Origin of the sequence: Paenibacillus wulumuqiensis (assembly GCF_000971965.1) — a bacterium.
GTDB lineage: Bacteria > Bacillota > Bacilli > Paenibacillales > Paenibacillaceae > Saccharibacillus > Saccharibacillus wulumuqiensis.
In genome coordinates, this window is record NZ_KQ040792.1 from 531,298 (window position 1) to 557,233 (window position 25,936).

At 49.6% G+C, this 25,936-nt stretch carries 21 protein-coding genes; 14 read left to right on the forward strand and 7 right to left on the reverse strand.

The features are described 5' to 3' along the window. Window positions 1–170: 170 nt before the first annotated feature. The 4 genes from WH45_RS02300 to WH45_RS02315 form a co-directional block, all read right to left on the reverse strand. Window positions 171–1,520: a hypothetical protein gene (locus WH45_RS02300; protein WP_052723580.1), complete on the reverse strand. Its 1,350-nt coding sequence runs from the start codon at window positions 1,518–1,520 to the stop codon at window positions 171–173. 41 nt (window positions 1,521–1,561) lie between these two features. Next, a complete protein-coding gene (locus WH45_RS02305) occupies window positions 1,562–2,935 on the reverse strand; it encodes a hypothetical protein (RefSeq protein ID WP_052723581.1) in 1,374 nt (457 codons plus the stop codon). 164 nt (window positions 2,936–3,099) lie between these two features. Then, window positions 3,100–4,452 carry a hypothetical protein gene (locus tag WH45_RS02310; protein WP_052723582.1) on the reverse strand — a complete coding sequence of 451 codons (1,353 nt, stop codon included), beginning with the start codon at window positions 4,450–4,452 and terminating at the stop codon, window positions 3,100–3,102. Window positions 4,453–4,499: 47 nt separating this feature from the next. Further along, the gene (locus WH45_RS02315; RefSeq protein WP_046212755.1) at window positions 4,500–5,846 is read right to left on the reverse strand and encodes a hypothetical protein; all 1,347 of its coding nucleotides are present in this window, start codon (window positions 5,844–5,846) and stop codon (window positions 4,500–4,502) included. Window positions 5,847–7,377: 1,531 nt separating this feature from the next. Between WH45_RS02315 and WH45_RS02320 the strand changes: the two genes are divergently transcribed. Then, entirely contained in the window at window positions 7,378–7,602 is a 225-nt protein-coding gene (locus WH45_RS02320; protein ID WP_046212756.1) for a hypothetical protein, read from the forward strand. Between the two features lie 237 nt (window positions 7,603–7,839). On the opposite strand, the gene WH45_RS02325 is transcribed toward WH45_RS02320, so the two are convergent. The 3 genes from WH45_RS02325 to WH45_RS02335 all read right to left on the reverse strand — a co-directional run bounded on the left by WH45_RS02325 (window position 7,840) and on the right by WH45_RS02335 (window position 10,232). Further along, window positions 7,840–8,067, reverse strand: a complete 228-nt coding sequence (locus WH45_RS02325; protein ID WP_046212757.1) for a non-oxidative hydroxyarylic acid decarboxylases subunit D — start codon at window positions 8,065–8,067, stop codon at window positions 7,840–7,842. 42 nt (window positions 8,068–8,109) lie between these two features. Further along, window positions 8,110–9,546, reverse strand: a complete 1,437-nt coding sequence (locus WH45_RS02330; protein WP_046212758.1) for a non-oxidative hydroxyarylic acid decarboxylases subunit C — start codon at window positions 9,544–9,546, stop codon at window positions 8,110–8,112. Window positions 9,547–9,632: 86 nt separating this feature from the next. After that, on the reverse strand, window positions 9,633–10,232 hold the full coding sequence (locus tag WH45_RS02335; protein ID WP_407667995.1) for a non-oxidative hydroxyarylic acid decarboxylases subunit B: 600 nt from the start codon (window positions 10,230–10,232) through the stop codon (window positions 9,633–9,635). A gap of 186 nt (window positions 10,233–10,418) precedes the next feature. Between WH45_RS02335 and WH45_RS02340 the strand changes: the two genes are divergently transcribed. The 13 genes from WH45_RS02340 to WH45_RS02400 all read left to right on the forward strand — a co-directional run bounded on the left by WH45_RS02340 (window position 10,419) and on the right by WH45_RS02400 (window position 25,873). Next, entirely contained in the window at window positions 10,419–11,303 is an 885-nt protein-coding gene (locus tag WH45_RS02340; RefSeq protein ID WP_046212760.1) for a LysR family transcriptional regulator, read from the forward strand. 256 nt (window positions 11,304–11,559) lie between these two features. Beyond that, window positions 11,560–12,159, forward strand: a complete 600-nt coding sequence (locus tag WH45_RS02345) for a TerD family protein (protein ID WP_046212761.1) — start codon at window positions 11,560–11,562, stop codon at window positions 12,157–12,159. Between the two features lie 86 nt (window positions 12,160–12,245). After that, window positions 12,246–12,824, forward strand: coding sequence for a TerD family protein (locus WH45_RS02350; RefSeq protein WP_046212762.1), 579 nt, complete (start codon window positions 12,246–12,248; stop codon window positions 12,822–12,824). 54 nt (window positions 12,825–12,878) lie between these two features. Beyond that, window positions 12,879–13,457, forward strand: a complete 579-nt coding sequence (locus tag WH45_RS02355) for a TerD family protein (RefSeq protein ID WP_046212763.1) — start codon at window positions 12,879–12,881, stop codon at window positions 13,455–13,457. Window positions 13,458–13,596: 139 nt separating this feature from the next. Continuing rightward, complete coding sequence (locus WH45_RS02360) at window positions 13,597–14,889, forward strand: TerD family protein (protein WP_046212764.1); 1,293 nt, start codon at window positions 13,597–13,599, stop codon at window positions 14,887–14,889. Window positions 14,890–15,048: 159 nt separating this feature from the next. Beyond that, window positions 15,049–16,257 (forward strand): HpcH/HpaI aldolase/citrate lyase family protein, encoded by a 1,209-nt coding sequence (locus WH45_RS02365; protein WP_046212765.1) that lies wholly within the window; start codon window positions 15,049–15,051, stop codon window positions 16,255–16,257. After that, window positions 16,199–17,620: a phosphoribosyltransferase family protein gene (locus tag WH45_RS02370; protein WP_235338222.1), complete on the forward strand. Its 1,422-nt coding sequence runs from the start codon at window positions 16,199–16,201 to the stop codon at window positions 17,618–17,620. The genes WH45_RS02365 and WH45_RS02370 overlap by 59 nt, the downstream gene beginning before the upstream one ends. 1 nt (window position 17,621) lies before the next feature. Next, complete coding sequence (locus WH45_RS02375) at window positions 17,622–18,770, forward strand: cysteine protease StiP family protein (protein ID WP_046212766.1); 1,149 nt, start codon at window positions 17,622–17,624, stop codon at window positions 18,768–18,770. Continuing rightward, complete coding sequence (locus WH45_RS02380; protein WP_052723583.1) at window positions 18,770–19,612, forward strand: HAD family hydrolase; 843 nt, start codon at window positions 18,770–18,772, stop codon at window positions 19,610–19,612. The genes WH45_RS02375 and WH45_RS02380 overlap by 1 nt, the downstream gene beginning before the upstream one ends. Then, the gene (locus tag WH45_RS02385; RefSeq protein WP_046212767.1) at window positions 19,593–20,633 is read left to right on the forward strand and encodes an ATP-grasp domain-containing protein; all 1,041 of its coding nucleotides are present in this window, start codon (window positions 19,593–19,595) and stop codon (window positions 20,631–20,633) included. The genes WH45_RS02380 and WH45_RS02385 overlap by 20 nt, the downstream gene beginning before the upstream one ends. A gap of 31 nt (window positions 20,634–20,664) precedes the next feature. Continuing rightward, entirely contained in the window at window positions 20,665–21,390 is a 726-nt protein-coding gene (locus WH45_RS02390; RefSeq protein ID WP_046212768.1) for a hypothetical protein, read from the forward strand. A 76-nt stretch (window positions 21,391–21,466) separates the two neighbouring features. Further along, window positions 21,467–22,594, forward strand: a complete 1,128-nt coding sequence (locus WH45_RS02395) for a toxic anion resistance protein (protein ID WP_046212769.1) — start codon at window positions 21,467–21,469, stop codon at window positions 22,592–22,594. Between the two features lie 366 nt (window positions 22,595–22,960). Beyond that, a complete protein-coding gene (locus WH45_RS02400; protein ID WP_046212770.1) occupies window positions 22,961–25,873 on the forward strand; it encodes a glycoside hydrolase family 3 C-terminal domain-containing protein in 2,913 nt (970 codons plus the stop codon). Window positions 25,874–25,936 lie beyond the last annotated feature (63 nt).

The following is a 25,936-nucleotide window of genomic DNA, read 5'->3' on the forward strand; positions in this document are numbered from 1 at the left end:
GAAAGTTTCCCGTTTGTTGCGCCCCAGTAAACCCATGATCTTCAAATTTATTACATTATATATTAGGGTTTGAACTGCGGTCAATTACTTTTAATGGATTGAGCCAAATTTAGGTATCATAAATAGAAAGCTGTCTTATCGCGGAGGATAGACAGCTCTCATCAAAGTGGTTATTTGGTTTCCATTTTAGGAATCGTCCGCAGCTTGTGCAGCAGTGCCAGACAATCGACCATTCTGGAGTTATTGAAGTTCTCGATTGTCGTCTCCATCGCCGATAAAATGACATCCAGCTGCTCCAAAGGCTTGCTGCGATTCAGGTGATACAAAGCCAGCTGGTAGTAGATGCGCACGTGACGATTCAGGTCAGCCTGTGCCGAATAGGATCGCCGCATATTGATATTTTCCAGCATATCTGCCGGAAAGATCACATCGTCATAACGTGCCAGTACGTAGTCGATATCCCAGTCATGGATATTGCTTGCTTTTAGCAGGATGAATAGACTGGGAAGAATCTCAAGAGGATGTTCTTCCATAAGCTGCAGATACTGGGGCAGAGCTTGCTCATTGCCCTGCAGCAGTTCCAGATTATACTCATTGAATTTGGCATACATACTGAATTTTTGGACTTCTTTTTTGCCTGCTTCGTCCAACCCGCGGAACCAGCTCAGGTCCCTGAACGGTTCCAGGTATTCTTTGGCTTCTTCATATTTTCCTTCGAGTTCAAGTGTACAAAAACGCAGTAAATAACTTTGTCCATAATACACGACGAGAGGACGAAGCAATAAGGAAATCACTTCTGTTTCAGTAGGAGGCTGCTGACCATAGCATCTATCGTAAATGGAAGACGATATTTGATTCAGCTCAACGGACAGCCGTTTGACACGCTCCCAATCCTCCAGTATATACGAGTGGAAAGCCAGCTTGAGCAGTGAATCCAGCTTCAGGTGATCAGGCAGTTTGGAATAGTAGGGCTCAAAGCTAAGGGCAGCCCGATAATTTTTCTCCAGATCGAGTCCAATTTCCATCATAAATATACGATAATGACTGATTGCGAGTTTCTCAGAATGATGATCTTTTTCATACTGAATAACCGCTTCATACAGGTAGCGTACAGCCGGATAATCCGCTTCCTGCACAAGCTCCTCAGCCAGATCAAAAATATGCTGGAGCTGTCCCGGAATAGGAGCCAGACGTTCCAGCAGAGAATGAATATTATCCAGTCTGTTCAACTGGATGCAGCGGATCAGGAAGGGTCTAAGTTTGCGCCAATTCAGCTTGTTTTCAGCTGAAAAGTATTCTTTGAGAAACTCATCATATAACCAGCCGGGAGGCTTGTGCAGTGCTTGGGTCATCTGGTCGAGCTGCTGAATCGACATGGATTTGGGTGATTGGTCGCTTAGCGTAGCACTGAGCACACCTCTGTTGATTCCGGAAGCATTGCTGAATTGGCTGAGAGAAGAGAAGCCTTGTTGCCGAATTTCCTGTTCCAGTATAGAAGTCAGACGGTAAGACGGTTGCACAGGTATCACCTCAATAGGCTGGTTTTACATATTGTGGCCAATCATGTATTGGCTTGGTTTTGAAGTAGATCCAGATTCATTTCTCTCATTTTCTTTAGCAGCGTATGGGCATGCAAGAGATGCTCATGGCCATACTGCTGAATAACACATTCAAACATATTCAAAATCGCTGCCAAATTCTCATCATATAGTTTCTGGTTAAAATGGTATAAAGCAAGTTCGTAATAAAGGTCAATATAACGACTGACGCCTATCGAGAGGTCCTTGTAATTGTGCTGCCAAGCTTCGAGTTGATTCATTAGATTGACGGACTCAAACGAATAAATTTGATCGTGAAATGCTTCGAGAATCTCGGTAATGTCGTAGCCGTACATATTGGCTGATTGCAAAATGACATTCATACTGGCAAGGATCTCACCGGGATGCTGTTGCAAAAGGCCTTTGTAAATAGGCAATCTAGAGCAGTTCCCACGAAGCAATTCCATATTCAGGGCGTTAAAAGCAGCATACATTTTAAACTTTTCGACTTCATATCGGCCTTCATCGTCCAGACCGTGGAACCAGCTCAGGTCTGCAAAATGGGGGAGATAATAATCCGCTTCCTCATAATTCTGGGTGAGTTCGGCAACAGTGAACTTCATCAGATAACTTTGACCATAATAGACTACAAGAGGCCGGGCTGCCCTGAATAAGGAAGATTTCTCAGCTGATTGACTGTCACATTGACGGGCGTATATGGCGTGACTGAGTTCCATTAATTGATCAGCACAGTCGGACATGTGCTTCCATTCCTTGACGGTAAAATAAATATTGGCAAGTTTGAGCAGGGCATCCAGCATGAAGTCCTCAGGCAGGTTGGCGCAAAAAGGCTGGAACACCAGAGCAGCTTTGAAGTTTTGCCCGATCATCTCTCCGGTATCCGCCTGGAAAATGCGGTACTGACTAATCGCCAGTTGTTCGGATTGATAATTTCGTTCATATTGAACGATGCTTCGGTACAGAGGCAGTGCGGAGGGCAGCTGTTCATCCGCTGTCAATTGCTCCGCTAACTCAAAAATATGGGTAAGATAGAAGCTGTCCTGCAGTATCCAGGTGATCAATTGATCTACCGACTGGGTACGATCCAGCTCGATACAACGAAGTAATAAGGGACGAACTTTTCTCCAGTTTACTTTGGTATGCTGCAAACAGGATTCTTCAATAAATTGTTCATACAGCCAGCCTTCCGGTTTGCCAAGGGCCTGACCCATTTTGTCGAGTTGATTAATGGAAATGGGCCGTGGGGAGCTGCCGTGCAAAGTAGAACTCAATACCCCACGGTTGATGCCGGATAATTTGCTGAAACTGCTAATCGTATAATTCTTTGCCTGAATTTCTTGTTCTACGATCTCACGAATAGTCATTACATGGTTCACTGATGGTCCTCCTCTCCGCGGAGACACACGACTGATTGAAGCGAGTGGTACCCTGCAAAGAACCAGGGTACCGATAGGTGAAATAACTCAGTAATTGAAGATTTTATCTCAATCATGTATTGAATCACTAAAGTGTCAGTTTATATACATACGAAAATTCACTGTTATAGGGAACCGGTTAATTTCCGCAGCTTTTTGAAAAGATTCAGGCAATCCATAATACGTCCGCGATTGTATTTCTCAATAGTGGATTCAAGTGCATACAGGATTTTTTCCAGTCGCTCATCATATATTTGCCGATCACAATGATAGATGGCTAATTGGTAGTAGACATTTACGTAGCGGCTGATGCCAATCGTAATGTCCTTATAATTATATTTGGCGCTGCTTTCCTTGGTCAGATAGGCTAGAATGTCTGCCGGATAAATAATGTTTTCATAGCGACTAATAAAGTGATCGATATTGTAGCCATATTGATTTGCTGCTTTCAAAATCACTACTGCGGAAGGTAACACTTCCTGAGGATGTTTTTCGAGAATCTGTAAATACTTTTTAAGTACATTTTCCTTACCTCTTAACAAATTAAGATTTAGAGTATGAAGCATGGCATAAAATTTGAAGCGTTCAACATAGTACGGATTCTCGGAGTGATCATCCTCAAACCACTTCAAATCTGCAAATAAATCTACACAAACCTGAGCTTCATCAAATTGCTCTTCTTCTTCATATGCTGCGCATTTGAGAAGAAAGCTTTGACCATAATATAAAATGAGCGGGCGCTCTGAAGTGAACAAAGGCGCTTCTTTATCGGCTTTTTTGGTCTGGAGCCTTTCCTTATACAATTTAGAGCTGAGTAGATAAAGTTCATCCGCCATTTTTTTCGTATGTTCCCAGTCTTGCAGTGAATAATAAATATTAGCCAATTTGAGTAGAGCATCCAGTTGCAATGGAGCCGGAACAAGAATACGAAAAGGCGCAAAGGTTAATGCAGCCTTCAAGTTGTTTTCGATGTTATTTCCTATGGAAGATTGGAAGATCCGATAATGACTAATCGCGAGACGTTCAGAGTGTGAATTGCGTTCATATTTAATAACATATCTGTATAGTACATTCGCCAAAGGTTCTTCTTGTTGAGTCAGATTCTCGGCCAGATGAAATACGTTATCCGTATACGATGGGTCTTCCAGCAGCAAATAAAGAGTACGTTTAACCAGATCATCACGCTGTAATTCTACACACCGTACAATTAGTGAACGAATACGACGCCAATTGGGCTTTTCTTCCGAAAAGAAACATTCTTCAATAAATAATTCATACAGCCAACCTTCCGGTTTGCCGAGAGCCGTGTTCATTTGATCCAGCTGGTTAATAGAAATTGGCCTCGGAGTGCTGCTGTTGAGCGTAGCGCTCAAGACACCACGATTCACACCGGAGATCCGGCTAAAGCTGCTCAGGCTGTGCCCTTGAACAGCAATTTCTTTCTCCAGTTCATGACGTACGGTTTGTAATTCTGACATGATCTCACCTCTTACTTGTTGCAGACTCAAAGCTTCAGATTATGTGTTTATTGTGTAAATTCTCTTAATTTTTTGAAGAGATTCAGACAGTCCATAATTCGTCCACGATTGTATTTTTCTACGCTGGATTCTAATGCGTATAAAATCTTTTCAAGCTTTTTATCATATGTTTTGCGATTACAATGATAGATCGCCAGCTGATAATAAATATTTACATAGCGAGTGATATCTACTGAAATATCATAATAAGGTCTCCTATCCTTCTGATTACTCCTCAAATAGTCCAGAATATCCGCAGGATAGATAATATCATCAAAATAAGTAAGAAAATGGTCAATGTCGTAACCATGATGATTGGCAGCTTTAATAATGATCAGGAGGCTAGGGAGAGTCTCTTGAGGGTACTTTTTTAATAGCTCAAAGTACTCCTTTAATTTGCTTCCGTCGCCTGTAAGTATCTCTAGATTCAATTCATTGAACATGCCAAAAAACTTAAAGCGTTCAGTATACATTGTGTTTTCTGGATGGTCATCTTCAAACCAATGAAGGTCAGAGAATTGCTCCAGATGTATACGTGCTGTTTCATAATCTTCCAGATATTCATTGGCAACAAACTGCATAAGCTGGCTTTGACCGTAATAGACGACAAGCGGACGTTCTGTAGGCGGCATTCTAAACTCTTTCTTTTTACTTTTAGCCTGCAGTTTTTCTTGGTGAACACGGCTGGATAGCTGGTACAATTCTTGAGACAATCGAATAACAGAATCCCAGTTTCGAATGGTATAGTTGATAATAGCCAGCTTCAGCAGCGCATCCATCTTCAAATAATCCGGTAACCGGTTCCGAAACGGCTCAAAGATTAATGCAGCCTTCAGATTATCCTCAATATTATGCCCAATCGATGCCCGGAAAATCCGGTACTGGCTGATCGCCAGCCGCTCGGACTGGTAATTGCGTTCATTTTCAACCACACATGTATACAGAGGAACCGTTTCCACTGCAAAGCCAGCTTGAACCTGTTCCTCAGCCAGTTCAAAGACATGTCCGATGTGGTTGGGGTCTTCCATGAGCAGATAGAGTGTACGCTCGATCAAATCGTTTCGATGAAGCTCCATACAGCGCAGCAGCAGCGGGCGTATACGGCGCCAGTTCGCCTTGCCCTCGGTGAAGCTTTCTTCAATAAACTGCTCATATAGCCAGCCTTCCGGCTTGCCGAGAGCTGCTCCCATTCGGTCCAGCTGGTTGATGGACATGGGCTTGGGCGGGTTGCCGTTCAGGGTAGCGCTCAGAATGCCGCGGTTAATGCCGGAGGCGTTGCTGAAGCTGCTGAGAGAATAACCCTGCCGGGCAATCTCCTGCTCCAGTTCGGTTCGTAGTGTGATTAGATTATCCATGCGGATCACCTCTTATCCTGAATTGGCATAAAATGTTATAAATTCGAAGCTGCACTTTATTGTACGGCCTATATCATCTTTTACGTAATGACCTATCTAATACGTTTCGTAAATGATTTGCCGAATCCGTTAATTTATATATATCATGCGTTGTTTGCCGTTCTTCATCTGGAGTACCGGCCCGTTATTAGCGGAGATACCGACGAACCAACTCCCCTGACTTTACCAAAAAAAGATAATTTTTATTATTATACAGGTTACTCAAAAGGGTAAAACCTCGTTTTTGGTAACTTTACATAATCGCGCAAGTTTATCCCAGAATAGAATCATTACATGAAAAAAAAGGGAGTGATTACAAAAAAAATAAGTCGGTTTTTTGTAAACTGCTGCAATAATAGACATACAGGCGATGGTAATCAGGCAGCAGACAGATAGAATCTGATGCCTTCGACTTGTCACTCTGCTTGTCGTAACGTTTCACCTGCCACCATAATTTCACCGCATCAGATTCATCCGCGGGGGCAGCAGAGGGTGAACTACACAAGAACGCAGCTTTTTGATATAGCGGTGAAATTCAGGTTAAAAGCAGCACTCAGCAAGCGTAGCAAGACCGTAGCAAGTATAGCTCGTGTAGCAAGTAAGCAGTACAAGCAGCCTTATCACATAAGTAGTACAGCAGTTTATATCATAGAACACCAATAACATTCCCTGAATAATAGAGCAGTACCGAGTGAAGCCTGATCCCAGCGATCAGGCCTTTTCTTTTTGCAGCAGGTATCCACGGATGACTGATAGCAATGTTCGTACAGCAGTTCTCCTATATATAGACGCAGAAGCAGCCCAAAGCGTTCTATTTATTTTCCATTTTTTATATATCAGCCTGTAGGCAGACTAATCTGCACCACCGTATAACGGAAAATAATAGCAGGTTATATAAAAAAATAGTCGCTGTTGATAAAATTTTAAAACCCGGTTTTTTGCAAACCTCTGGCATAATTCTCTATAAGAGTAATTCCACGGAATAAGGCTCTGCCCGGTTACGCGCCCCAGTTTAACTGTGCACATGCTTTTGTTCACTGTAAGCAAGCAGGATTTGTGTTGTTATGACGTCCGTTCTCTGGCACAGCTGTGCCTGTAAATGATTGATGTATGATCCGTACCAGCAGGCTGTCGCCAGTATTTTTACGACTGGAGAGGGTCTGTTTTGGGTTGTAGATCTGTATTTCTACGCAAACGGCTAAGTTTCGACAGAAGGGCAGCAATCAGATTAGTCAATTATGCACTGGTGTTACCATATGAAATACATAATAATGAGATTCTCCGGTAAATATGCAGGCTGCGGTCTGGCATCAGGAACTCAAGTCCGCTGGATCGTGATGATGAATGTACGTACAGATGTTGATTCGATTGTAAAAAGAAGATTAAAATTTTTTTTCGATTTCCTGTAAAAACCATATTTTACTGTTTATATGCCCTTTATCTGGGGTAAAAGAGAACTCGGGAGCACATTACATCTTATGGAGGGTTCACCATGAATAGGCTGTTTGTAGCCTTTGTAGCATTTTTGAGAAAGCGTCTGATTGGCAATGTCATTCCGGCGGTAGTTATTCTTTTGTTCTGGTTCTACGGACTGCAGGCCAGTATGGAAGATTCGATTGGTACAGCGCTCGTCGCGTTTATCCTGCTGTCGATCGGTGATATGGTGTCCCTGTACTTTTTCGAGAATTCAACCAAACATAAAAAGCATGTAGGCTAACCACTGAATCGTCAATTACGATTATACTCACCAACTGCAGATGATTAGTGGAGAGCATACGCGATAACAGACAAGCAAATGTCATCAGTCACACGGGCTGATTACCATACAGGCATATATAGACAAAAAGCACCTGTTCCATACGGACAGGTGCTTTTTGTTGTACATGTTACAGGTGATATGCATGATACGGATAATATGCTTAATCGGCATATAGTTAGGAATCCCAATTCATACTCAGACGCGGCGTGCCGGAATAGGTGGCACATGAGCAGCTTTGGGAATGTCCGCCTGATCGACTTTGAAAGCAGGCAGATATTTGTCCGGATTGGTAATATGCTCCGGTTCAGTGGAACGCCAGGTGAAGATGCAGGTCGAGCACATATGCACGGTCCATACGCCGGCTACCGGAGAGGCGGCTACCTGTTCAGTATGCTGCGAACCGCAGCGAGGGCAGATATTCATGTGAAAACACTCCTTATCCTATTAGAAGATGGGTTGATGCCGTCAGGACTGCTGACGATTCAGCAGATTGATGATTTTCTTTTCCCACTGGTCGACACCTGGAGGGGAATCGAGCGGCTGGGAGTAGTGACCGCGCTGTTCCGGCGCGAGCGGTGTGGTCGCATCAAGAATCATTTTGTGCGTAATACCGGCCGGGTCGGAGCCGGGATCAAGCGGCAGGACGGACAGATCCGGGATAATAACCGCATCGTGCTTCGGATGCAATTTGGTAGAGATCGCCCACATCACCTGAGGCAGGTTGAACGGATCGACATCTTCATCCACGACGATAACGACCTTGCAGTAACCAAGACCATGCGGTGTCGTGAGAGCGCGCATACCGACGGCTTTGGCGAAGCCGCCGTACCGGCGTTTGGTCGAGATGATGGCGACCAGGCCGTGGGTGTACATGGCGTTGACAGCGACCACTTCATTCGGGAAAGCTTCCTTGAGCTGCTGGTACAGCGGCACGCTCGTATTGACTCCGATCATATAGTCGGTCTCGGTCCATGGCATTCCGATATACAGATGTTCGAAGATCGGGTTCTGGCGATGGTAGACACGGTTGATCTGGATGACCGGCATGCTGCGGCCGCCGGAATAGTGTCCGGTGAATTCACCGAATGGACCTTCAAATTCGCGTTCACCGCACAGGATCTCGCCTTCCAGTACCACTTCGGCACCCCATGGAATGTCCAGGTCGGCATCTTTGGCTTTGACGATGCGGTAAGGTTGTCCCTGGATCGCGCCGGCCATTTCATATTCGGATTGATCGTATTTGAGCGGTGTAGCAGCTGCCGTAGTGATAACCGGCTCGCAGCCGAGTGCGATTACGACCGGCAGGTTCTGGCCGCGCTCTTCAGCCTGACGCAGATGAACAGCGATATCATGCTGCGGTACCGGCTGGATACCGAGACGGTCTTTGCCTTTGACCTGCAGGCGGTAGATGCCGACATTTTGCTTGCCAAAATGCTCCGGATCGTCCTGATCACGGGAGATGACGCAGGCTTTATCGATATAAAAGCCACCATCGCCCTGATTAAGACGGAACAGGGGCAGCAGTTCAAACAGATTGATATTCTCGGTCAGCTCCACTTCATGAAACGGTGCGGTCTCCTCGCGCTGTACAGGCATCGGGAATTGATCGTACCGGTGGGCAAATTCGAAAAATTGCTCTTTTAGCGGTGTGTTTTTGGGCATGCCCATCATGAGTGCATGGTTCGGCCAGGAGCCGATCACGTTCATGGCGATACGTGCCTGGTCTTTCTCATAGCCGTTAATGTTGTTGAACAGCAGTGCCGGTGATTTGTCGCCCAGATTGTTCAGCGCTCTTGTCGCTGCGGAGATGTCGGGTTCCAGATTGACCTGTTCCTCGACCTTCAGCAGCTGGCCTTCCTTTTCCAGTGTGTTCAGAAAGTCACGAAAATCCTGATAAGCCATCATGCATTGCTCCTTTGACAGATAGTATGTGTTGCAGATATATCGCATTAGATGAGGATGAAATACATTTTTGGGATAAGAACAGTTTATTTGCCGATGCCATCCCAGCGTTTGGCTTCATCCCGGTGAATACCGAACTGATCCAGCGCCCGATAGACGATATGATCGACCATCTCATCGATGCTGGCCGGCAGATTGTAAAAGGCCGGCATTGGCGGCATGATGATCGTGCCCATGCGCGACAGTTTCAGCATATTCTCCAGATGGATATTGTTTAGCGGTGTCTCGCGGGTGAGCAGCAGAAGCTTTTTGCGTTCCTTGAGCACGACGTCAGCGGAACGGGTGAGCAGATTGTCGGCCAGTCCCATCCGGATCGAAGCCAGCGATTTCATGCTGCAGGGAGCGACGATCATTCCATCCGTACGGAAGGAACCGCTGGAGATTCGTGCCGCCTGATCTTTGTAGGAATAATGGTAATCCGCCATTTGCTCCACGTCTTTGACCGAATAAGGAGTCTCCAGTTGAATCGTGGCAGCTGCCCAGGAAGACATTACTAAATGGGTCTCCACACCGGCTTCCCTGAGCATCTGCAGGATGCGCACACCGAAGATTGCACCGGTCGCACCGGTAATGCCTACAATAATCTTCATTTTTGCATCTCCTTGTGTCATTGTTGTCATATACATAGTGTGCGTTCATAATGGATATACGTAAAATATATATATAGTATAAATTGCATACTTTTGGCGTATGTACAGTCTGTTCATATAGCAAAGCTATACTGAAGATCATTCATACATTAAATGCGCTAACCTAGTTATAATCAACTATTTAATGGTTAAATAAACATTTTAAGGGAAGTGGGCGGAGAGATGGATATTCGTCAGCTGCATTATTACTGCACAATCGTAGAAGAAGGACAGATTACGCGGGCTGCCAGAATGCTGCATATGGCCCAGCCGCCACTGAGTCAGCAGCTCCGACAGCTGGAAGAGGAGTTGGGCGTAACGCTGATTCACCGGGAGGGCAAGCGCTGGGAAGTTACCCAGGCCGGGCAGCGATTGTATGAACGCGCCCGGAATGTACTGCGGGAGATGGATAATATACAGCAGGAAATCAGCGATGTGGACGAGGGGCTGACCGGTTCGATTACGATAGGCACGTCCTCGATCTGTATCTCGCGTGTATCCAGACATATCAGCGAATTTCATCGGGACTACCCGGCGATCTACCACAAGATTCTGTACGGGGATACATCCCATCTGGAAGAACTGCTGCAGCAGCACAAGATCGACTTTGCCCTCCTGCTGCTGCCGGTGGACAATGAGCTGGTCTATGAAATGATGCCGCTGAGCGATGATCCGTTTGTCGCTGTTATTCCGAGGGAGTGGACGGAGCTGTGTCAGGCGAAGTCACTGACACTGGAGCAGATTGCCGATTATCCGCTGCTGCTGGCTCGCCGGATGTCCGGTGAAGGCACGTATGAGAATATTATCGGGGAGTTTGAGCAGCGTCAGCTTCAGCCGCGGGTGATTCTGGATTGTCCGGATATCTCGGCCCTGTTTTCTTTTGCCGCTGCCGGAATGGGGCTGACCCTGATCCCGGAATCGGAGATCCAGCAGGTGTACGCCGACCGGCTGTGCGTGATTCCGCTGGAGCAAGCGGCGATTCGCACCCGGCCTGCACTCGTCTGGCTGAAAAATCGCTATATGAGCAAGGCGGCGAAGCAGCTGATTAAACGTATAATTACCAGCTAAACCATATGCTGTGTACTCAAAAGACGATGATCTTCTTTTTACTAACGTATGTGAAAATGGACTTGGTAATACCCATGACGTTATAATACGAATGACCTAATAAATAGATTTGTTTCCATCTATCGGGTCCTGGTGTAAATTGCCACCAAGGCAGGGATTAACGTCAAAAAAAGTATAAAATTTAAAAATGATGAAACGTTACGTGCGCAGGAATAGTATTACATAGAAACAACGAAGAGGAGGCTCTAATCCATTTATGAGTATTAATCTGGTCAAAGGACAGAAAATCGATCTGACAAAAGGCAGAAGTGGTCTCACCAGGCTGACTGTCGGTCTGGGCTGGGACCCTGTACAGACGCAGTCCCGTGGATTGTTCGGTATGAAAAAAGCCAAAGCTGCTGTTGACTGTGACGCTTCCGCCCTGATGCTGAATGAGAATGACAAACTGACGAAAAAAGGCAATCTCGTCTGTTTCTACAATCTGCGCAGTGAGTGCGGATCGGTAGAGCACAGCGGTGACAATCTGACAGGTGAAGGTGATGGCGACGATGAACAAATCTCTATCGATCTGTCCAGAATACCGGCAGATGTTCATAAAGTATTAGTAGTCGTCAACATTTATCAGGCCGAGCAGCGCAAACAGGATTTTGGCATGATCGCTTCCGCGTATATCCGGGTAGCCAATGCACAAAGTGGTGAAGAGCTGGTCCGCTTCAATCTGACGGATAATTATTCCGGCATGACTGCACTGATTACCGGTGAAATTTACCGTAACGGTTCCGAATGGAAGTTTAATGCGATTGGACAAGGCAAACAGGCAGCCCATGTTGATATCCTCGCGAATCAATATGTATAAGCCGGCCCTTTGAAAACGGGATGTTCAGTTTTCGGGAGTCGATAGATAACTTTAAACCTATACTTAAATGAAAGAGGGAATTCACAATGGCAATTAACTTGAGCAAAGGTCAAAAAGTAGATCTGACGAAAACAAATCCGGGGCTGACCAAAGTAATCGTCGGTCTGGGCTGGGATACCAACAAATACGATGGCGGCGGAGATTTTGACCTCGACGTGTCCATTTTCTGTGCCAATGCTGCTGGTAAAGTAGCAAGTGATAAAGACTTCATTTATTTCAACAACCCTCAAAATGCCAACGGTTCTGTTGTACACAGCGGTGACAACCGTACAGGCGCAGGTGAAGGCGATGACGAGCAAGTCAAAGTGGATCTGCCAGCCGTACCTGCAGAAGTGGAGAAAATCGCATTTACCATTACTATCTATGAAGCAGACACGCGTAACCAGAACTTCGGTCAGGTATCCAATGCCTATGTGCGTATTCTGAGCGAACAGAGCGGCGAAGAACTGATCCGCTTTGATCTGGGCGAAGACTTCTCCATCGAGACAGGTGTAGTTGTCGGCGAACTGTATCGTCATTCCGGCGAATGGAAATTCAGCGCAATCGGTAACGGCTACAAAGATGGCCTGGCAGGTCTGGTCCGCGACTACGGTCTGCAGGCTTAAGCAGCCCAAACGGCTATCTTATGGTAACTTTTCTGAGCAGGGGGCGAACTTCATATGACGATCAACCTGGCTAAGGGACAGCGTATTGATCTGACCAAAACCAATCCCGGGCTGACCAAGGTAGTAGTCGGTCTGGGCTGGGATATTAACAAATACAGCGGCGGCACCGACTTTGATCTGGATGCCTGTGCCTTCCTGCTGCATGAGGATGGCAAAGCCAAATCCGAAGAAGACTTTGTGTTTTACAATCATCTGGTTGCCTATGGCGGAGCTGTTGCGCATACCGGTGATAACCGTACCGGTGAAGGCGAAGGCGATGATGAGCAGATCGTCGTTGATTTCAGCCTGATACCGCCAAACATTTCGCGTGTGGGCATTACGGTGACCATTCACGATGGAGACAACCGCGGCCAGAACTTTGGTCAGGTGAGCTCCGCATTTGTTCGGGTTGCGAACGAAGCGGGTGGCAGCGAGCTACTGCGCTTTGATCTGGGCGAAGACTTCTCTACGGAGACGGCAGTTGTATTTTGTGAATTTTACCGGCACGGCAGCGACTGGAAATTCCAGGCGATAGGCAGCGGCTTTACGGGCGGCCTGGCGGCATTGTGCCGTAATTATGGATTGGACGTTTAATTCAAGCAAAGCATTTACAAAGACCAAATAGAATCATGCAATGGAATACAGGGTGCATAACAGCCTTGTATTCCATTTTACAATCTGCCGGTAAGGATGAAGTAAATCCCATGTCAGACTCCAGAGAAGAGGTCTACGGATGAGTGTATCCATCGTCAAAGGACAGAAAACAGATGTAACCAAAACCAATCCGGGGCTCAGCCAGCTGAATATGATGCTGGGCTGGCAGGCGCCTGCAGCGCTGGAACTGGATACTTCGGCATTTCTGCTGCAGCAGGATGGACGTGTCAGCAGTGACAACGATCTGATTTTTTATGGCAATCCCGGCAATTCCTTTATTACATATCAGGAGAATCCTGCCGGTAGTGATCAGCGTCAATTTCAGCTTATGATGAATGCGGTTCCACACAATGTTCAAAAAATAGCGGTGACGCTCACCATTTATAACAGTGGCGCCGGTCATTATACGTTTAGCCAGGCCAGCGGGATGTATCTGCGCTGTACGGATGGACGCACCGGAGCAGAGATTTTCCGTTATGATCTTGAAAATCATTTCTCCAACGAGACGGCTATTGTCATCGGAGAGTTGTATAGATACCAGTCGGAGTGGAAGTTCTCCGCTGTGGGTGCGGGTTATTTTGGCGGATTGAAAGAGCTGTGCGGCAGCTACGGGGTCGAGGTGGAAGATACGCCTCCGGCTGCACCTTCACCACCAACTCCAGTACCGCCAGCGCCTGTACCGCCGACTCCGGCACCACCAGCGCCTGTACAGCGACAGGTACCACCGCCAGCCGCACCACCGGCTCCCGCTCCGCAGGCAGCGCCGCTGAATCTGCGCAAGATCGAGCTCAAGAAAAAGGGCGATGTAATCAACCTCCAGAAAAAGGCCAGCGGTACACTCGGCGAACTGCTGATTAACCTCAACTGGAACCGTGTGCAAAAGAAAGGGCTGTTCAGCCGCGGAAGCGGAGGGACGGATCTCGATCTGGGCTGTCTGTATGAGCTCCAGAATGGCAGCAAGGGCGTCGTGCAGGCGCTGGGCAACAGCTTTGGTCATATGGAATTCGATCCTTATATCGCGCTCGATGCGGATGATCGTACCGGTGCCCGTGCGGGCGGTGAGAATATGCGCATCAACGGCAACAAGATTGCCCAGATCAAGCGCATTCTGGTCTTTTCCTTTATCTATGAGGGCATTTCGCGCTGGACAGAAGCAGATGGCGTCGTCACCATTTACCAGAAGGACGGTCCCGATATTATCGTGCGTCTGGATGAACATGATAACGGCAAGCCGATGTGTGCGATCGCGCTGATCCAGAATGTGGGCAACGAGACGTTCAGTATTGAGCGGGTCGTACAGTATTTCCCGGGCCATCGCCAGATGGATGAAGCGTTCCGCTGGGGCATGCGCTGGACAGCCGGAAGAAAATAAACCGAAAAGCTTGTGATTCACCTCTGTTGTTGTGTGCGGTTGTAGAGCACTACTGTCGTCCCTCCTGCTGGCTATACAGGAGGGGCTTATTTTATCTGTAAGGTTAGCCGGATGACAGCATCATGGCAACCAGGGCGGGGCCCATTCAGGAGGGGTGTTATGCGTTACTTTAATTATTTGTCACAGGCGGAAGAGCAGGAGCTGTTCTACTCCGTACCGGTTCACTATGATAACTCTTCCGAGCGGGATCTGCTCGCTTATGCGATCGGACCGGCGCTGTACTGTCCGGCAACCCGGCCGACGATCGCCCGGGACATCCTGACCCAGAAGCACCGCGGATTGACTTCATGGGTGTTCGATCTGGAAGATGCGATCGGAGATCAGCAGGTGGAGGCGGCTGAACGTTCGCTGGTGGAGCAGGTCCATTATTTGCAGGAAGTCATGGCGACCGACCCTTCGGTCCGGCCGATTATCCCGCTTCTGTTTATCCGGGTGCGAAGTGTGCAGCAGCTGCAGCGGATTATCCGCCATATGGCAGGCGGTATGGAGCGTATTACCGGCATTATGCTGCCCAAGTTCAGCGCTCCGGTCGGTCAGCAGTATTTTGAGGTCATTGCAGAGTATAATGATTTCAGACGTGAAGGTGCTCCGGTGCTGTATGGTCTGCCGATCCTGGAGACGGCAGCGGTCATCTACCGGGAGAGCCGGATGGACGAATTGATCGCGATCAAGCAGGTGCTGGATACTTACAGGGAATATGTGCTGAACGTGCGCATTGGAGCCACAGACTTCTCCAGTCTGTTCGGACTGCGGCGCAGTTCGGAGATGACCATCTATGATATTACGACGATCCGGGACTGCATTTCGGATATTATCAACCTGTTCGGCCGGATGGATACCGGGTATGTCATCTCGGGACCGGTATGGGAATACTTTTCCAGTGGGGAGCGGGTACTGAAGCCGCAGATTCGCCAGTCTCCCTTTGAGGAGGCACTCGGGGCGGACGGGCGCAAGCTGCGCAATGAATATATCAACCACCATGTCGATGGACTGATCCGGGAAGTGATTATGGATAAGGAGAACGGAATGATCGGCAAGACGATTATTCACCCTTCCCATATCGGACTGGTGCAGTCCCTCTACACGGTCAGACAAGAAGAATACGAAGATGCACAGGGGATTATCGCCAACAATACAGGCAAGCTCGGCGTCTTCAAAAGCGGATATGCCAACAAAATGAACGAGATCAAACCACATCTTAACTGGGCCAGACGGATTATGGCCCGATCACAAATATACGGGGTGCTGCATGAACAACAACATTTCATCTCTTTACTCTCAGAGCAAGAACGGCACGTCTACGTATAATATTCTGGATGGATTGGCAGTGCATGTAGCGGTCGAGCACAATCCGTTCCAGCTTCCGCTGGAGCAGCTGTTTGAAATGGCTGCCCGGGTCAATCCCAAGCGGTCCTTTCTGTTTGTCAGCAAGGTGCTGGGCAAGCATCTGGCGGTGAATCCGTACCAGTCCCTGTTGAGCGGAGCAGCTCTGTCACTGCTGTTGTACCGTGAAATGAACACAGAGATGGACTCGGAGGTCGAACAGTTGCTGCCCGGTCTGATCGAGGCGATGTCCTCCGGTGTAGGAGTGGCCGGGGCATACGAACAGCTGATGCGGCTAAAGCTGAAGCTGCCGGAGCCGGTGGCTTTTATCGGGTTTGCGGAGACGGCGACTGCGCTTGGACACAGCATGTACCATGCATTTAGCGAGGGAGCGACCTATGTACATACAACCCGCCATCAGATTGTAGGTCAGCAGCCATTTATCCAGTTTGAAGAAGAGCATTCCCATGCAGTATCCCACCGCTGCTATGCACGTGAAGCGCGCATGATCGCCGGCGATCATCCGATCGTACTGGTCGATGATGAGATCACAACCGGCAAGACGGCGCTGAATATTATCCGGGCGATTCATGAACAGCATCCACGTAAAGCCTACTATGTCGCTTCTCTGCTGGACTGGCGAAGCGAGGATAATGTACGACGATACGCCGAACTGGAGCGGGAGCTGGGTATCGCGATTACACCTATTTCACTCGTCAAAGGCCAAATTGAAGTGGAAGGCAAACCGGATCTCTCACATCCGGCCTATGTACCTGGTGGGACGGCATCCCCGGCGCCAGTAAACAGGATCGAACTGGAAAATGTGTTCGAACTGCTGGAAAACACACAGTCTGTCGATGGCGCAGGGGTACTGCATAACGGGCCATTTATGATGGGAACCGGCAGATTTGGTATTGATGAGCAGAACAACCGGCGGACAGCTGCCGGTATCCGGTTGGCGGCTGATATACTTCGCAGACAGCGGAAGGGCCGGCGTACCTTATGTCTAGGCACCGAAGAATTCATGTACATCCCGATGATGATCAGCGCAGAGATGGGGGAAGGGATCTCCTATCATTCGACGACACGCAGTCCGGTATACCGGGCGGTCGACTCTGGCTATCCGATCCGGACAGGGCATACATTCACTTCGCCTGAAGACAGCAGTGTCACCAATTATGTCTATAATCTTATCCCGGATGTGTATGACGAAGTATTCGTATTTCTGGAGCGGCAGGTGCCGGAAGGAAATCTGGATACACTGATCGACAGTCTGCAAGGCGGCATGTTCCGGCAGATTCATATTGTGATCTGCGGCAGTACCCAGCTGAACCAGGGAGGTCAATAACATGACGATCGAGACGCATAACGCATGGAACGAGCCGCAGCTGGCCGATCCTGCACAGCTGGGCAGCTACTCGCCTGCTGATGTGGTATTTCTGCTGAAGGATCTGAGCGATGTGAATCTGGAGCGTGGTACCGAGGAACGGGAAGAGGCGATCCAGACGGGTACCCACTATTCGGAGATGCTTCCGCAGGAATACCAGCCGACCGATGAGTATGTGGAGCTGTTCCAGCGCACACTGGCCGATTCGGCAGAGAAGGTGGCGCTGGCTGCCGGTGTGGTCAGCGAGCTGATTCTGCACAAGCGTGGACCTCAGACAGTGCTTGTCTCTCTCGCCCGGGCAGGTACGCCGGTAGGCATCCTGATCAAGCGCTATTTGCTGTACAAGTACAATCTGGATCTGCCGCATTACAGCGTTTCGATTATCCGGGGCAAAGGCATCGATATGAATGCCCTTAAATATATTTTGCAAAAACACGGAGTCGACAAGCAGATTCAGTTTGTCGACGGATGGACCGGCAAGGGCGCGATCCGTAACGTGCTTATACAATCCTGTCGCGAGTTTGAGGAGCGATACGGTGTTACGCTGAATGATGATCTGGCGGTACTGGCCGATCCCGGCGGTTCTTCGGATACGTACGGGACGAGGGAAGATTTCCTCATTCCGAGTGCGTGCTTGAACTCGACGGTATCCGGGCTGATGAGCCGGACCGTTCTGCGGGATGATCTGATCGGAGAAAATGATTTTCACGGGTCCAAATTTTACAGACAATGGCTGGATCAGGATCTGTCCAATACATTTGTCGATCATATCAGCGAATACTTCTCTGCTGTACAGCAGCTGGCGGAGCAGCAGGCCGGGGAGCTGCTGGATCATCCTGTACCGGCGAACTGGCAGGGGATCGAAGATATTCGCTGGATTCAGCAGGAGTATCAGATCGGGGATATTAATCTGATTAAGCCGGGTGTCGGTGAGACGACGCGTGTCCTGCTGCGCCGGGTTCCCTGGAAAATCCTCATCGACCGGGAAGACAATCCGAATCTGCGCCATATTCTGCTGCTGGCTCGTGAGCGTCAGGCACAGATTGAAGTCTGCCCGCAGCTAACCTATTCCTGCTGCGGGATTATCAAGCCAAGAGAGGAGCCATCCTGATGCTGCTGTATGCTAGTGATCTGGACCAGACACTGATTTATTCGGAACGCTCCCGCGGGATGGATGTGGACGATCGTGTGATGATACCGGCTGAAATGGTGGACGGACGTGTCATCTCCCATATTTCGATCCGGGCGCTGGAACAGCTGAGAGAGATTGCCGGGAGTATTCCGTTTGTACCGGTGACGACGCGGGTGCTGGAACTATATCATCGCATTCATATTTTCCGGGAACAGGTTGTGCCGAAGTATGCGATTACGAGCAATGGCGCTCATATTCTGATCAACGGTCAGGTGGACCGGGAATGGCATGAGCAGATTATGCTGGACGTACGTCGTCAGTCAGCGCCGCCTGCCGAAGCCATTTCCGTCTTCCACCGGGTATCCGATCCATCATGGATTATCCGGGAGAGCTACTGGGAAGAGACGTTCTTCTCCGTACTGGTCGACCGGGAGATGATGCCGGATGAGCAGGTGATGGCGATTCTGCCGGAACTGGCGCAGCTGGGCTGGGGTCTCTCCATTCAGGGGAGAAAGGTATATCTGGTTCCTTTCCCGGTCAGCAAAAATCGGGCGATCGAGCATGTAAAATGCATGGCGGGTGCGGATCGGGTCATTGCTTCCGGGGATTCCCTGCTGGACCGCGGACTGCTGGATTACGCGGATGAAGCGATTGCTCCTGCGCACGGCGAGCTCTACCGCGGCTTCCGGAATGGTGAGCTGCAGGGTAAATACAGATTTACCGCACGTTCCGGCATTCGGGCGGCAGAGGATATTCTGCAGTTTGTGCTGGACATCATGAACAGGGAAGGAATCATGAACTATGAGCGGACGGAAAGTTAGAATCTGGTTCAATCGCAGCTTTGCGGTAGGATATCATTATATGAATGCGGTACGTCACAATGAAGACGGCATGGCATTTGAGATTTATGGCACACACCGCGATCCCGAGCATGTATCACTGCGTGCCTGCGACCATACGGAGGTAGAGCCCGTATTAACAGGTGAAGCCTATGCAGCGTACTGCCTGGACTTTTGCCGGCGTCACCAGATTGAGGTGTTCGTTCCGCGCTGGGGGATGCGTTATGTGGTCGCGGCAGCAGCTTCCTTTGCCGAAATGGGTGTGAAGCTGGTCTGCTGTACGGATATGGAGCTGCTCGATGAGATCGAGGACAAGGGCAACTTTTTCCTGTCGGCAGAGCAGAATCAGCTGATGGTCGTGCCGGAATATCGGCTGGTGAATACAGCCGACCAGTTCAGACAGGCGTATGAAGAACTGCATGAACTGGGTCTAAGCGTCTGCTTCAAACCGACACGTATGGAAGGCGGGGTAGGCTTCCGGATCATCGACCCGGATTATGATGCACTGGGCGCGCTGTTCGATACGGTGAGTCCAAGAATATCTTATGAGCAAGCCTATGCGGCACTGTCCCAGGCGGAGTCTTTTCCGGAACTGATGGTGATGGAGCTGCTCGAAGGTCATGAATACAGCATCGACTGTCTGGCTTCTCCGCAAGGTGAACTGCTGGCTGCTGTCCCAAGGCGCAAAGCCGGCGGACGCTCCCGTCTTCTGGAAGAAGTGCCTGAATTACTGGAAATCGCCCGAAAAGTGGCGCAGTTTTACAAGATTCCGTATAATTATAATCTACAATTGATTTATCAGGGCAATGTCCCTAAAGCGCTGGAGATTAACCCGCGCATGTCCGGCGGTCTGCATATGACCTGCCTGAGCGGTGTTAATTTCCCTTATCTGGCCGTTAAAATGGCTCTTGGTTATAAAGTCGATCCGCAAACGCCGGAGTATGGATTGTTAACCAGTTACGTAGAGCAGCCTGTTCTGATGCAGGGACAGCCTGCGCAATAAATAGATCAGCTGAAAAGGCAGGTGAATATGGATGAGTAAAAGCAGAATGATAGGCAGAACGTTACTGGCCGGAGGTGCAGGGTACCTCGTCGGTTGTGTGCTGGATATATGGGTGCCTGGCTATATCGCTCTTCTGTTTCCGCTGGCGGGCTCCATCTATGGCATTACACGGGCTGAACGCAAAGCACGTCCATCGCTGGAATTTACACAGCCTGAGCCGGAGCTTCCAAGAGGAGGCAGTAACCAGCTGCCTTCATCCGAGAGAAATGCGCCTGAACGCTCTGCCCGAGCTGCTGCTCCACCAAACCCTCAGCCTGCTGCAGCAGCTTCCGCCGCCGGTGTGCCGGCTCAGGAACTCCAGGAGATTCCGCCGGTATTTCAACCGGTAATGGAATATTTGAGCGTGCTGGAAGAGATGATCATTTCCGAAGGCCAGAAGAATAATCTCGATAACGAAATCGTGGAGAAATCCTGCTCGTTGTTCCTGCGTCTGCAGCGCGTAATCCCAATGCTGGCCGAGATGCATAATGACGATATCAACCATACGGTCAAACGGCTGGTGCTGAAAGACCTGAACAGCGTGATCAACCCGTTCCTGCGTCTGAGCGGCGAAGCCAAAACGAAAAATCGCCGCATCCTGCTCGATGGGCTGCGGGACGTTAACAACCGCATTACCCATATCGTCAAAACGATTGAACATAAAGACCTGATCGAACTGCAATCCAGAGCGGAAATCATTCATCAGCGTTACTCCTGATGCCTGAAATAAAGGTGCGGTGCAGCTGCCCTGCTCCGCCCGACAACCGCTGAAATAGATGAAAGGGGAGAGTGCGATGGCAACTCCACCGTTAAATTTAAAAAAAGAAGATGAACAAAAGGTTACCCAGGAAGCTACTGTCATCATCCAGAAGGTGGCTCAGGCAGACAGCATGAGCCTCGATATGCTGATGGATGAAGTCGGCAAGCTCGGCATGCAGACGCAGGAGCGGGCTACCCAGACCCTGCAGATGCTGGACCGTCCGGTCAACGATCTGATGTCAGGCAAGTCCAAGCAGGTCTCCAATCTGATCCTGTCCCTGCGCGATGAATGCGAAGCGCTGCAGCAGAGCAAAAATGTCAGCCTGTTTGGCAAACTGCTGCGCAAATCCCCAATCAAAAATTACGTCTACAAATACCAGTCTGTCAGCAAAAACGTCGATGCCATCGTGCAGGGTCTGCGCGACGGCAAGGATACACTGGAAGAGAATATGATCAGCATGCGTACCCTCAAGCGCAATTCCCTGCAGGAGATCTATAATCTCCAGTACAAAATCGCCATGGGCGGCGAGCTGAAAAAGCTGTTCGAAGCCGAAATTCAAAAGCCGGAAAATGAACATCGCAAAGTCTATCTGGAACGGGGCTTGCGCAAGGTAATGACCCGGACCCAGTCGATGACCGAAAATATTATGCTGTTCAATCAGGCGATTGCCGCCACCGATATTGTCAACGATACGAATGACAAGCTGATTGATTCGGTTAATGACTCGGTGTACAAAGCCGCCAACCTGATCAAAATCTCCGCCATGATCGCGCTGGCGATCGAAGATCAGGAGCGGGTAGCCGATGCGGTCGAGAGCGTCAACCAGACGATCGAAGATCAGTTCAAACGCAATGCCGAGATGCTGAAAACGAACAGCGAACGCTCTGCCGAGCTGCTCAAAAAGCCGACCATGTCGCTCGAATCGGTCAATCAGGCGATTTCCGATCTGATGTCTGCGCTGGATACATCCGAACGTTCCAACCGCGAGATTATTAACAGCTGCCAGGATTACACGGCCAAGCTGTCCACCATCAACGAACAGATGACCCGCCGCCTTGGTCTGGAAAAGGCAGAGACTTCTGCCGGATCATCGGCAGCGCTAAATGGCGGTACTGCCGGTTCTGCAGCCGCCCGCGATCCGCTGGCTGATCTGTTACGGTAATCGCAGGGCGAGAAAGCGGTAGACAAGCCGGAAGCAGGAATAACATCCGATATATAAAGCCCTTCTGCCGATGCAGAGGGCTTTTTTTCATGGGAGCAGAGAGCAGAGAATAGAGAGCAGGGAACAGGCACGCTGGCTTGTCTGGAATCAGAGCATGTTGGAGTGACAGCAGCGACCATAGGAGCCATAGAAATCTCCACTAATTATTACGCTAATTATGACCTGACAATTTAGCTTGTAAGGGCTTTCTTTTGGTAAATGATTGCATTACCATAAAAATGTAGCAGCACGGAAAACGAAAGCAGAAAAACATTATTCGGTATAATGCACCCTTACAGACACTAAATTTAAAGGAGATATAACAATATGGAACAAACAACCAAGTATCTGTTTCAGGATCATACCCAGGAGCTCGATCAGCGTGTTCATGATCTGGTATCCCGCCTGACTGATGAGGAGAAGATCGAATCCATGCTGCAGTATCAGCCTGCGATCGAGCGGCTCGGTATAGGAGCTTACAAGCACGGTACCGAGGCGGCGCACGGGATTGCCTGGCTGGGCGAAGCGACCTTTTTCCCGCAGCCGGTCGGACTGGCATGTACATGGGATAGCGATCTGATGCGCAGAATCGGTAAAGTAATCTCGGATGAAGCGCGGGTGATGTACAAGCGCAATCCGGCCGTGAACGGGCTGACACTCTGGGCGCCTACAGTCGATATGGAGCGTGATCCGCGCTGGGGACGCAATGAAGAAGCCTATGGTGAAGATCCGCGGCTGACCGGTGAGCTGGCAACCCGTCTGGTAGAGGGCATTCAGGGGGATCATCCTACATATCTCAAGGCTGTAGCGACGTTGAAGCATTTTCTGGGCAACAATAATGAAGTGGATCGGGGCAGCGGCTCATCCAGTATCGATCCGCGCAATATGCGGGAATATTACCTCAAGGCGTTTGAACAGCCATTTACCGAGGGCAAAGCCCAATCGATGATGACAGCTTACAATTCCATCAATGGTACACCCGCACTGCTGCATCCGCTCGTCCATGAAGTGGTCAAAGGCGAATGGGGCATGGACGGATTTATCGTCAGCGATGCCGGTGATGTAATGGGCATTATGAATGATCACGGATATTATGATTCGCATACGCCAGGCGTCGCGGAATCGGTCAAAGCCGGTATCGACAGTATTACCGATGATGCCGATCTCTCCAAAGCGGCACTGCGTGAAGCGCTGGAGCAGGGGCTGCTGAGCTGGGAAGATATTGATCGTGCGCTGTTCAACACATTCCGGGTGCGCTTCCGGCTCGGCGAATTTGATCCAGAGGAGTTGAACCCGTATGCTGCGATCGGGGAAGAATCCATGATGACTGATGAAGCCAAAGTGATTGCAGCAGAAGCTGTACGCAAATCAATCGTCCTGCTCAAAAATGATAACGGCACCCTGCCATTGTCCGGTCAAAGCACCGGCGATATAGCCGTGATCGGCGAACTCGGTGATATCGTCTATCGGGACTGGTACTCCGGCACCCTGCCTTATGCAGTTACCGGCCTGCAGGGTATTCGCTCCAAGGCACAGGGCAATGTGCATTATCATGACGGGAATGACCGGGTGAGCTTCACTTCCTCGGGAAACGGAAAATTGTTATCCGTTCAGCAGCCTGCCTCCGCAGAGGAAAAGCCAGCCGTTCGGGCAGGTATGACTGTCTCTTCATCTGCTGCACAATCGGCAGACGGTGCAGCGGCAGGATTATCCAGTGAAGAGGACAACAGTATATTCACCGTATCCGACTGGGGATTTGGCAGTTACACGATTCGTTCGGCCGCAAATGGCAAGTACTGGACGGCCGATGATGATAGCCAGCAGATTACCGCTTCCGCCGACGAGGCCTATGGCTGGTTCGTCAAAGAAGTATTCGGTCTGGATCAGCAGGAAGACGGACGGGTGGCTATCAGCACATGGAACGGACGCACTGTGCATGCTGGCGGAGACGAGGGCCAGCTGATCATTGCGGATGAGAAAGATGCACTTGCCGAAGAGATATATTTTGACAAGAACGTACTGGAAAATGGATTGGAGCAAGCAGTAGCTGCGGCTAAGGCAGCCGAGACGGCTGTTGTATTTGTAGGCAACAATCCGCTGATCAACGGCAAGGAAGAGAATGACCGTCCGGGTCTGGAACTGCCTGCTTCGCAGCTGAAGCTGATCCAGGAAGTATATGCAGCCAATCCGCGTACCGTGGTTGTTGTCGTGGGGAGCTATCCATTTGCAATGGAATGGGTGGAAGAGCATATTCCGGCAATTCTCTATCTGTCCCATGCGGGTCCGGAACTGGGCAGCGCCGTAGCGGATGTGCTGTATGGCGATTATGCTCCGGCAGGACGTCTAAATATGACCTGGTACCGCTCGGAGGAGCAGCTCGGGGATCTGAGAGACTACGATATTATCCGTTCACAGCGGACGTATCAGTATTTTGACGGAAAGGCGTTGTATCCGTTCGGTCATGGTCTGACCTATGCACCGATACAGTACAGCGATCTGAAACTGGATACGGCAGAAGTGGATGCTCAGGCCATGGTCCGTCTGTCTGTCCGGGTCAGCAATACCGGTGATATCGACAGTGATGAAGTGGTGCAGCTGTATACGAGGCTGGAGCAGTCACGTATACAGCGGCCGCTGCGTACATTGCAGGCTTTCCAGCGTATTCATCTGGCAGCCGGGCAATCACAGACAGTAACATTCCAGCTGGCGGCTGCAGAACTGGCCATCTGGGATGTAACCCGCAGCCGGTATTGCGTAGAGCCCGGCAGCTACACATTCATGATCGGACGTTCCTCAGCAGACATCCAGCTGCAGGCCGAAGTCGGGGTAAATGGAGAAGTGATTCCGCCGCAGGACCTGAACAAGACCGTGCTGGCAGAGAACTATGATGATTACCGTCACGTCCATCTGGTCGAATCCAAAGAAGGCGGAGCTGCGGTGGAAGCCCGGGAAGACGGAGCATGGGTTCTGTTCAGCGATGCGGAATTCGGCGCAGCAGGTGCAGGGCACTTTCAGGCGCGGGCAGCCTTTGCCGGACAGCAGGGAGAGATCCAGGTTCGTCTGGATGCACCGGATGGAGTACTGGTGGGGACGCTGATACTGGATGCATTAGCTGCCGGAGCACAGAACTGGCAGGATGCAGGGATCGACGTGCAGCACATTACAGGGCGTCATGATGTATATCTGGTACTCAGCCAGGGAACTCGTATTCGGGAATTTCAGTTTGGCGCTCGGCCATAGCAGGCAGGCATTGGATGCGATGGATTAACGATCGGGAAACGATTGCTTGATTGTGAAGCCGTA

Excerpts from the sequence above, each read along its gene's own strand:
- WH45_RS02310 (WP_052723582.1), bottom strand. The coding sequence starts at position 4,452 with ATGTCAGAATTACAAACCGTACGTCATGAACTGGAGAAAGAAATTGCT.
- WH45_RS02315 (WP_046212755.1), bottom strand. The coding sequence starts at position 5,846 with ATGGATAATCTAATCACACTACGAACCGAACTGGAGCAGGAGATTGCC.
- WH45_RS02320 (WP_046212756.1), top strand. The coding sequence starts at position 7,378 with ATGAATAGGCTGTTTGTAGCCTTTGTAGCATTTTTGAGAAAGCGTCTG.
- WH45_RS02325 (WP_046212757.1), bottom strand. The coding sequence starts at position 8,067 with ATGAATATCTGCCCTCGCTGCGGTTCGCAGCATACTGAACAGGTAGCC.
- WH45_RS02330 (WP_046212758.1), bottom strand. The coding sequence starts at position 9,546 with ATGGCTTATCAGGATTTTCGTGACTTTCTGAACACACTGGAAAAGGAA.
- WH45_RS02335 (WP_407667995.1), bottom strand. The coding sequence starts at position 10,232 with ATGTATATGACAACAATGACACAAGGAGATGCAAAAATGAAGATTATT.
- WH45_RS02340 (WP_046212760.1), top strand. The coding sequence starts at position 10,419 with ATGGATATTCGTCAGCTGCATTATTACTGCACAATCGTAGAAGAAGGA.
- WH45_RS02345 (WP_046212761.1), top strand. The coding sequence starts at position 11,560 with ATGAGTATTAATCTGGTCAAAGGACAGAAAATCGATCTGACAAAAGGC.
- WH45_RS02350 (WP_046212762.1), top strand. The coding sequence starts at position 12,246 with ATGGCAATTAACTTGAGCAAAGGTCAAAAAGTAGATCTGACGAAAACA.
- WH45_RS02355 (WP_046212763.1), top strand. The coding sequence starts at position 12,879 with ATGACGATCAACCTGGCTAAGGGACAGCGTATTGATCTGACCAAAACC.
- WH45_RS02360 (WP_046212764.1), top strand. The coding sequence starts at position 13,597 with ATGAGTGTATCCATCGTCAAAGGACAGAAAACAGATGTAACCAAAACC.
- WH45_RS02365 (WP_046212765.1), top strand. The coding sequence starts at position 15,049 with ATGCGTTACTTTAATTATTTGTCACAGGCGGAAGAGCAGGAGCTGTTC.
- WH45_RS02370 (WP_235338222.1), top strand. The coding sequence starts at position 16,199 with ATGAACAACAACATTTCATCTCTTTACTCTCAGAGCAAGAACGGCACG.
- WH45_RS02375 (WP_046212766.1), top strand. The coding sequence starts at position 17,622 with ATGACGATCGAGACGCATAACGCATGGAACGAGCCGCAGCTGGCCGAT.
- WH45_RS02380 (WP_052723583.1), top strand. The coding sequence starts at position 18,770 with ATGCTGCTGTATGCTAGTGATCTGGACCAGACACTGATTTATTCGGAA.
- WH45_RS02385 (WP_046212767.1), top strand. The coding sequence starts at position 19,593 with ATGAGCGGACGGAAAGTTAGAATCTGGTTCAATCGCAGCTTTGCGGTA.
- WH45_RS02390 (WP_046212768.1), top strand. The coding sequence starts at position 20,665 with ATGAGTAAAAGCAGAATGATAGGCAGAACGTTACTGGCCGGAGGTGCA.
- WH45_RS02395 (WP_046212769.1), top strand. The coding sequence starts at position 21,467 with ATGGCAACTCCACCGTTAAATTTAAAAAAAGAAGATGAACAAAAGGTT.
- WH45_RS02400 (WP_046212770.1), top strand. The coding sequence starts at position 22,961 with ATGGAACAAACAACCAAGTATCTGTTTCAGGATCATACCCAGGAGCTC.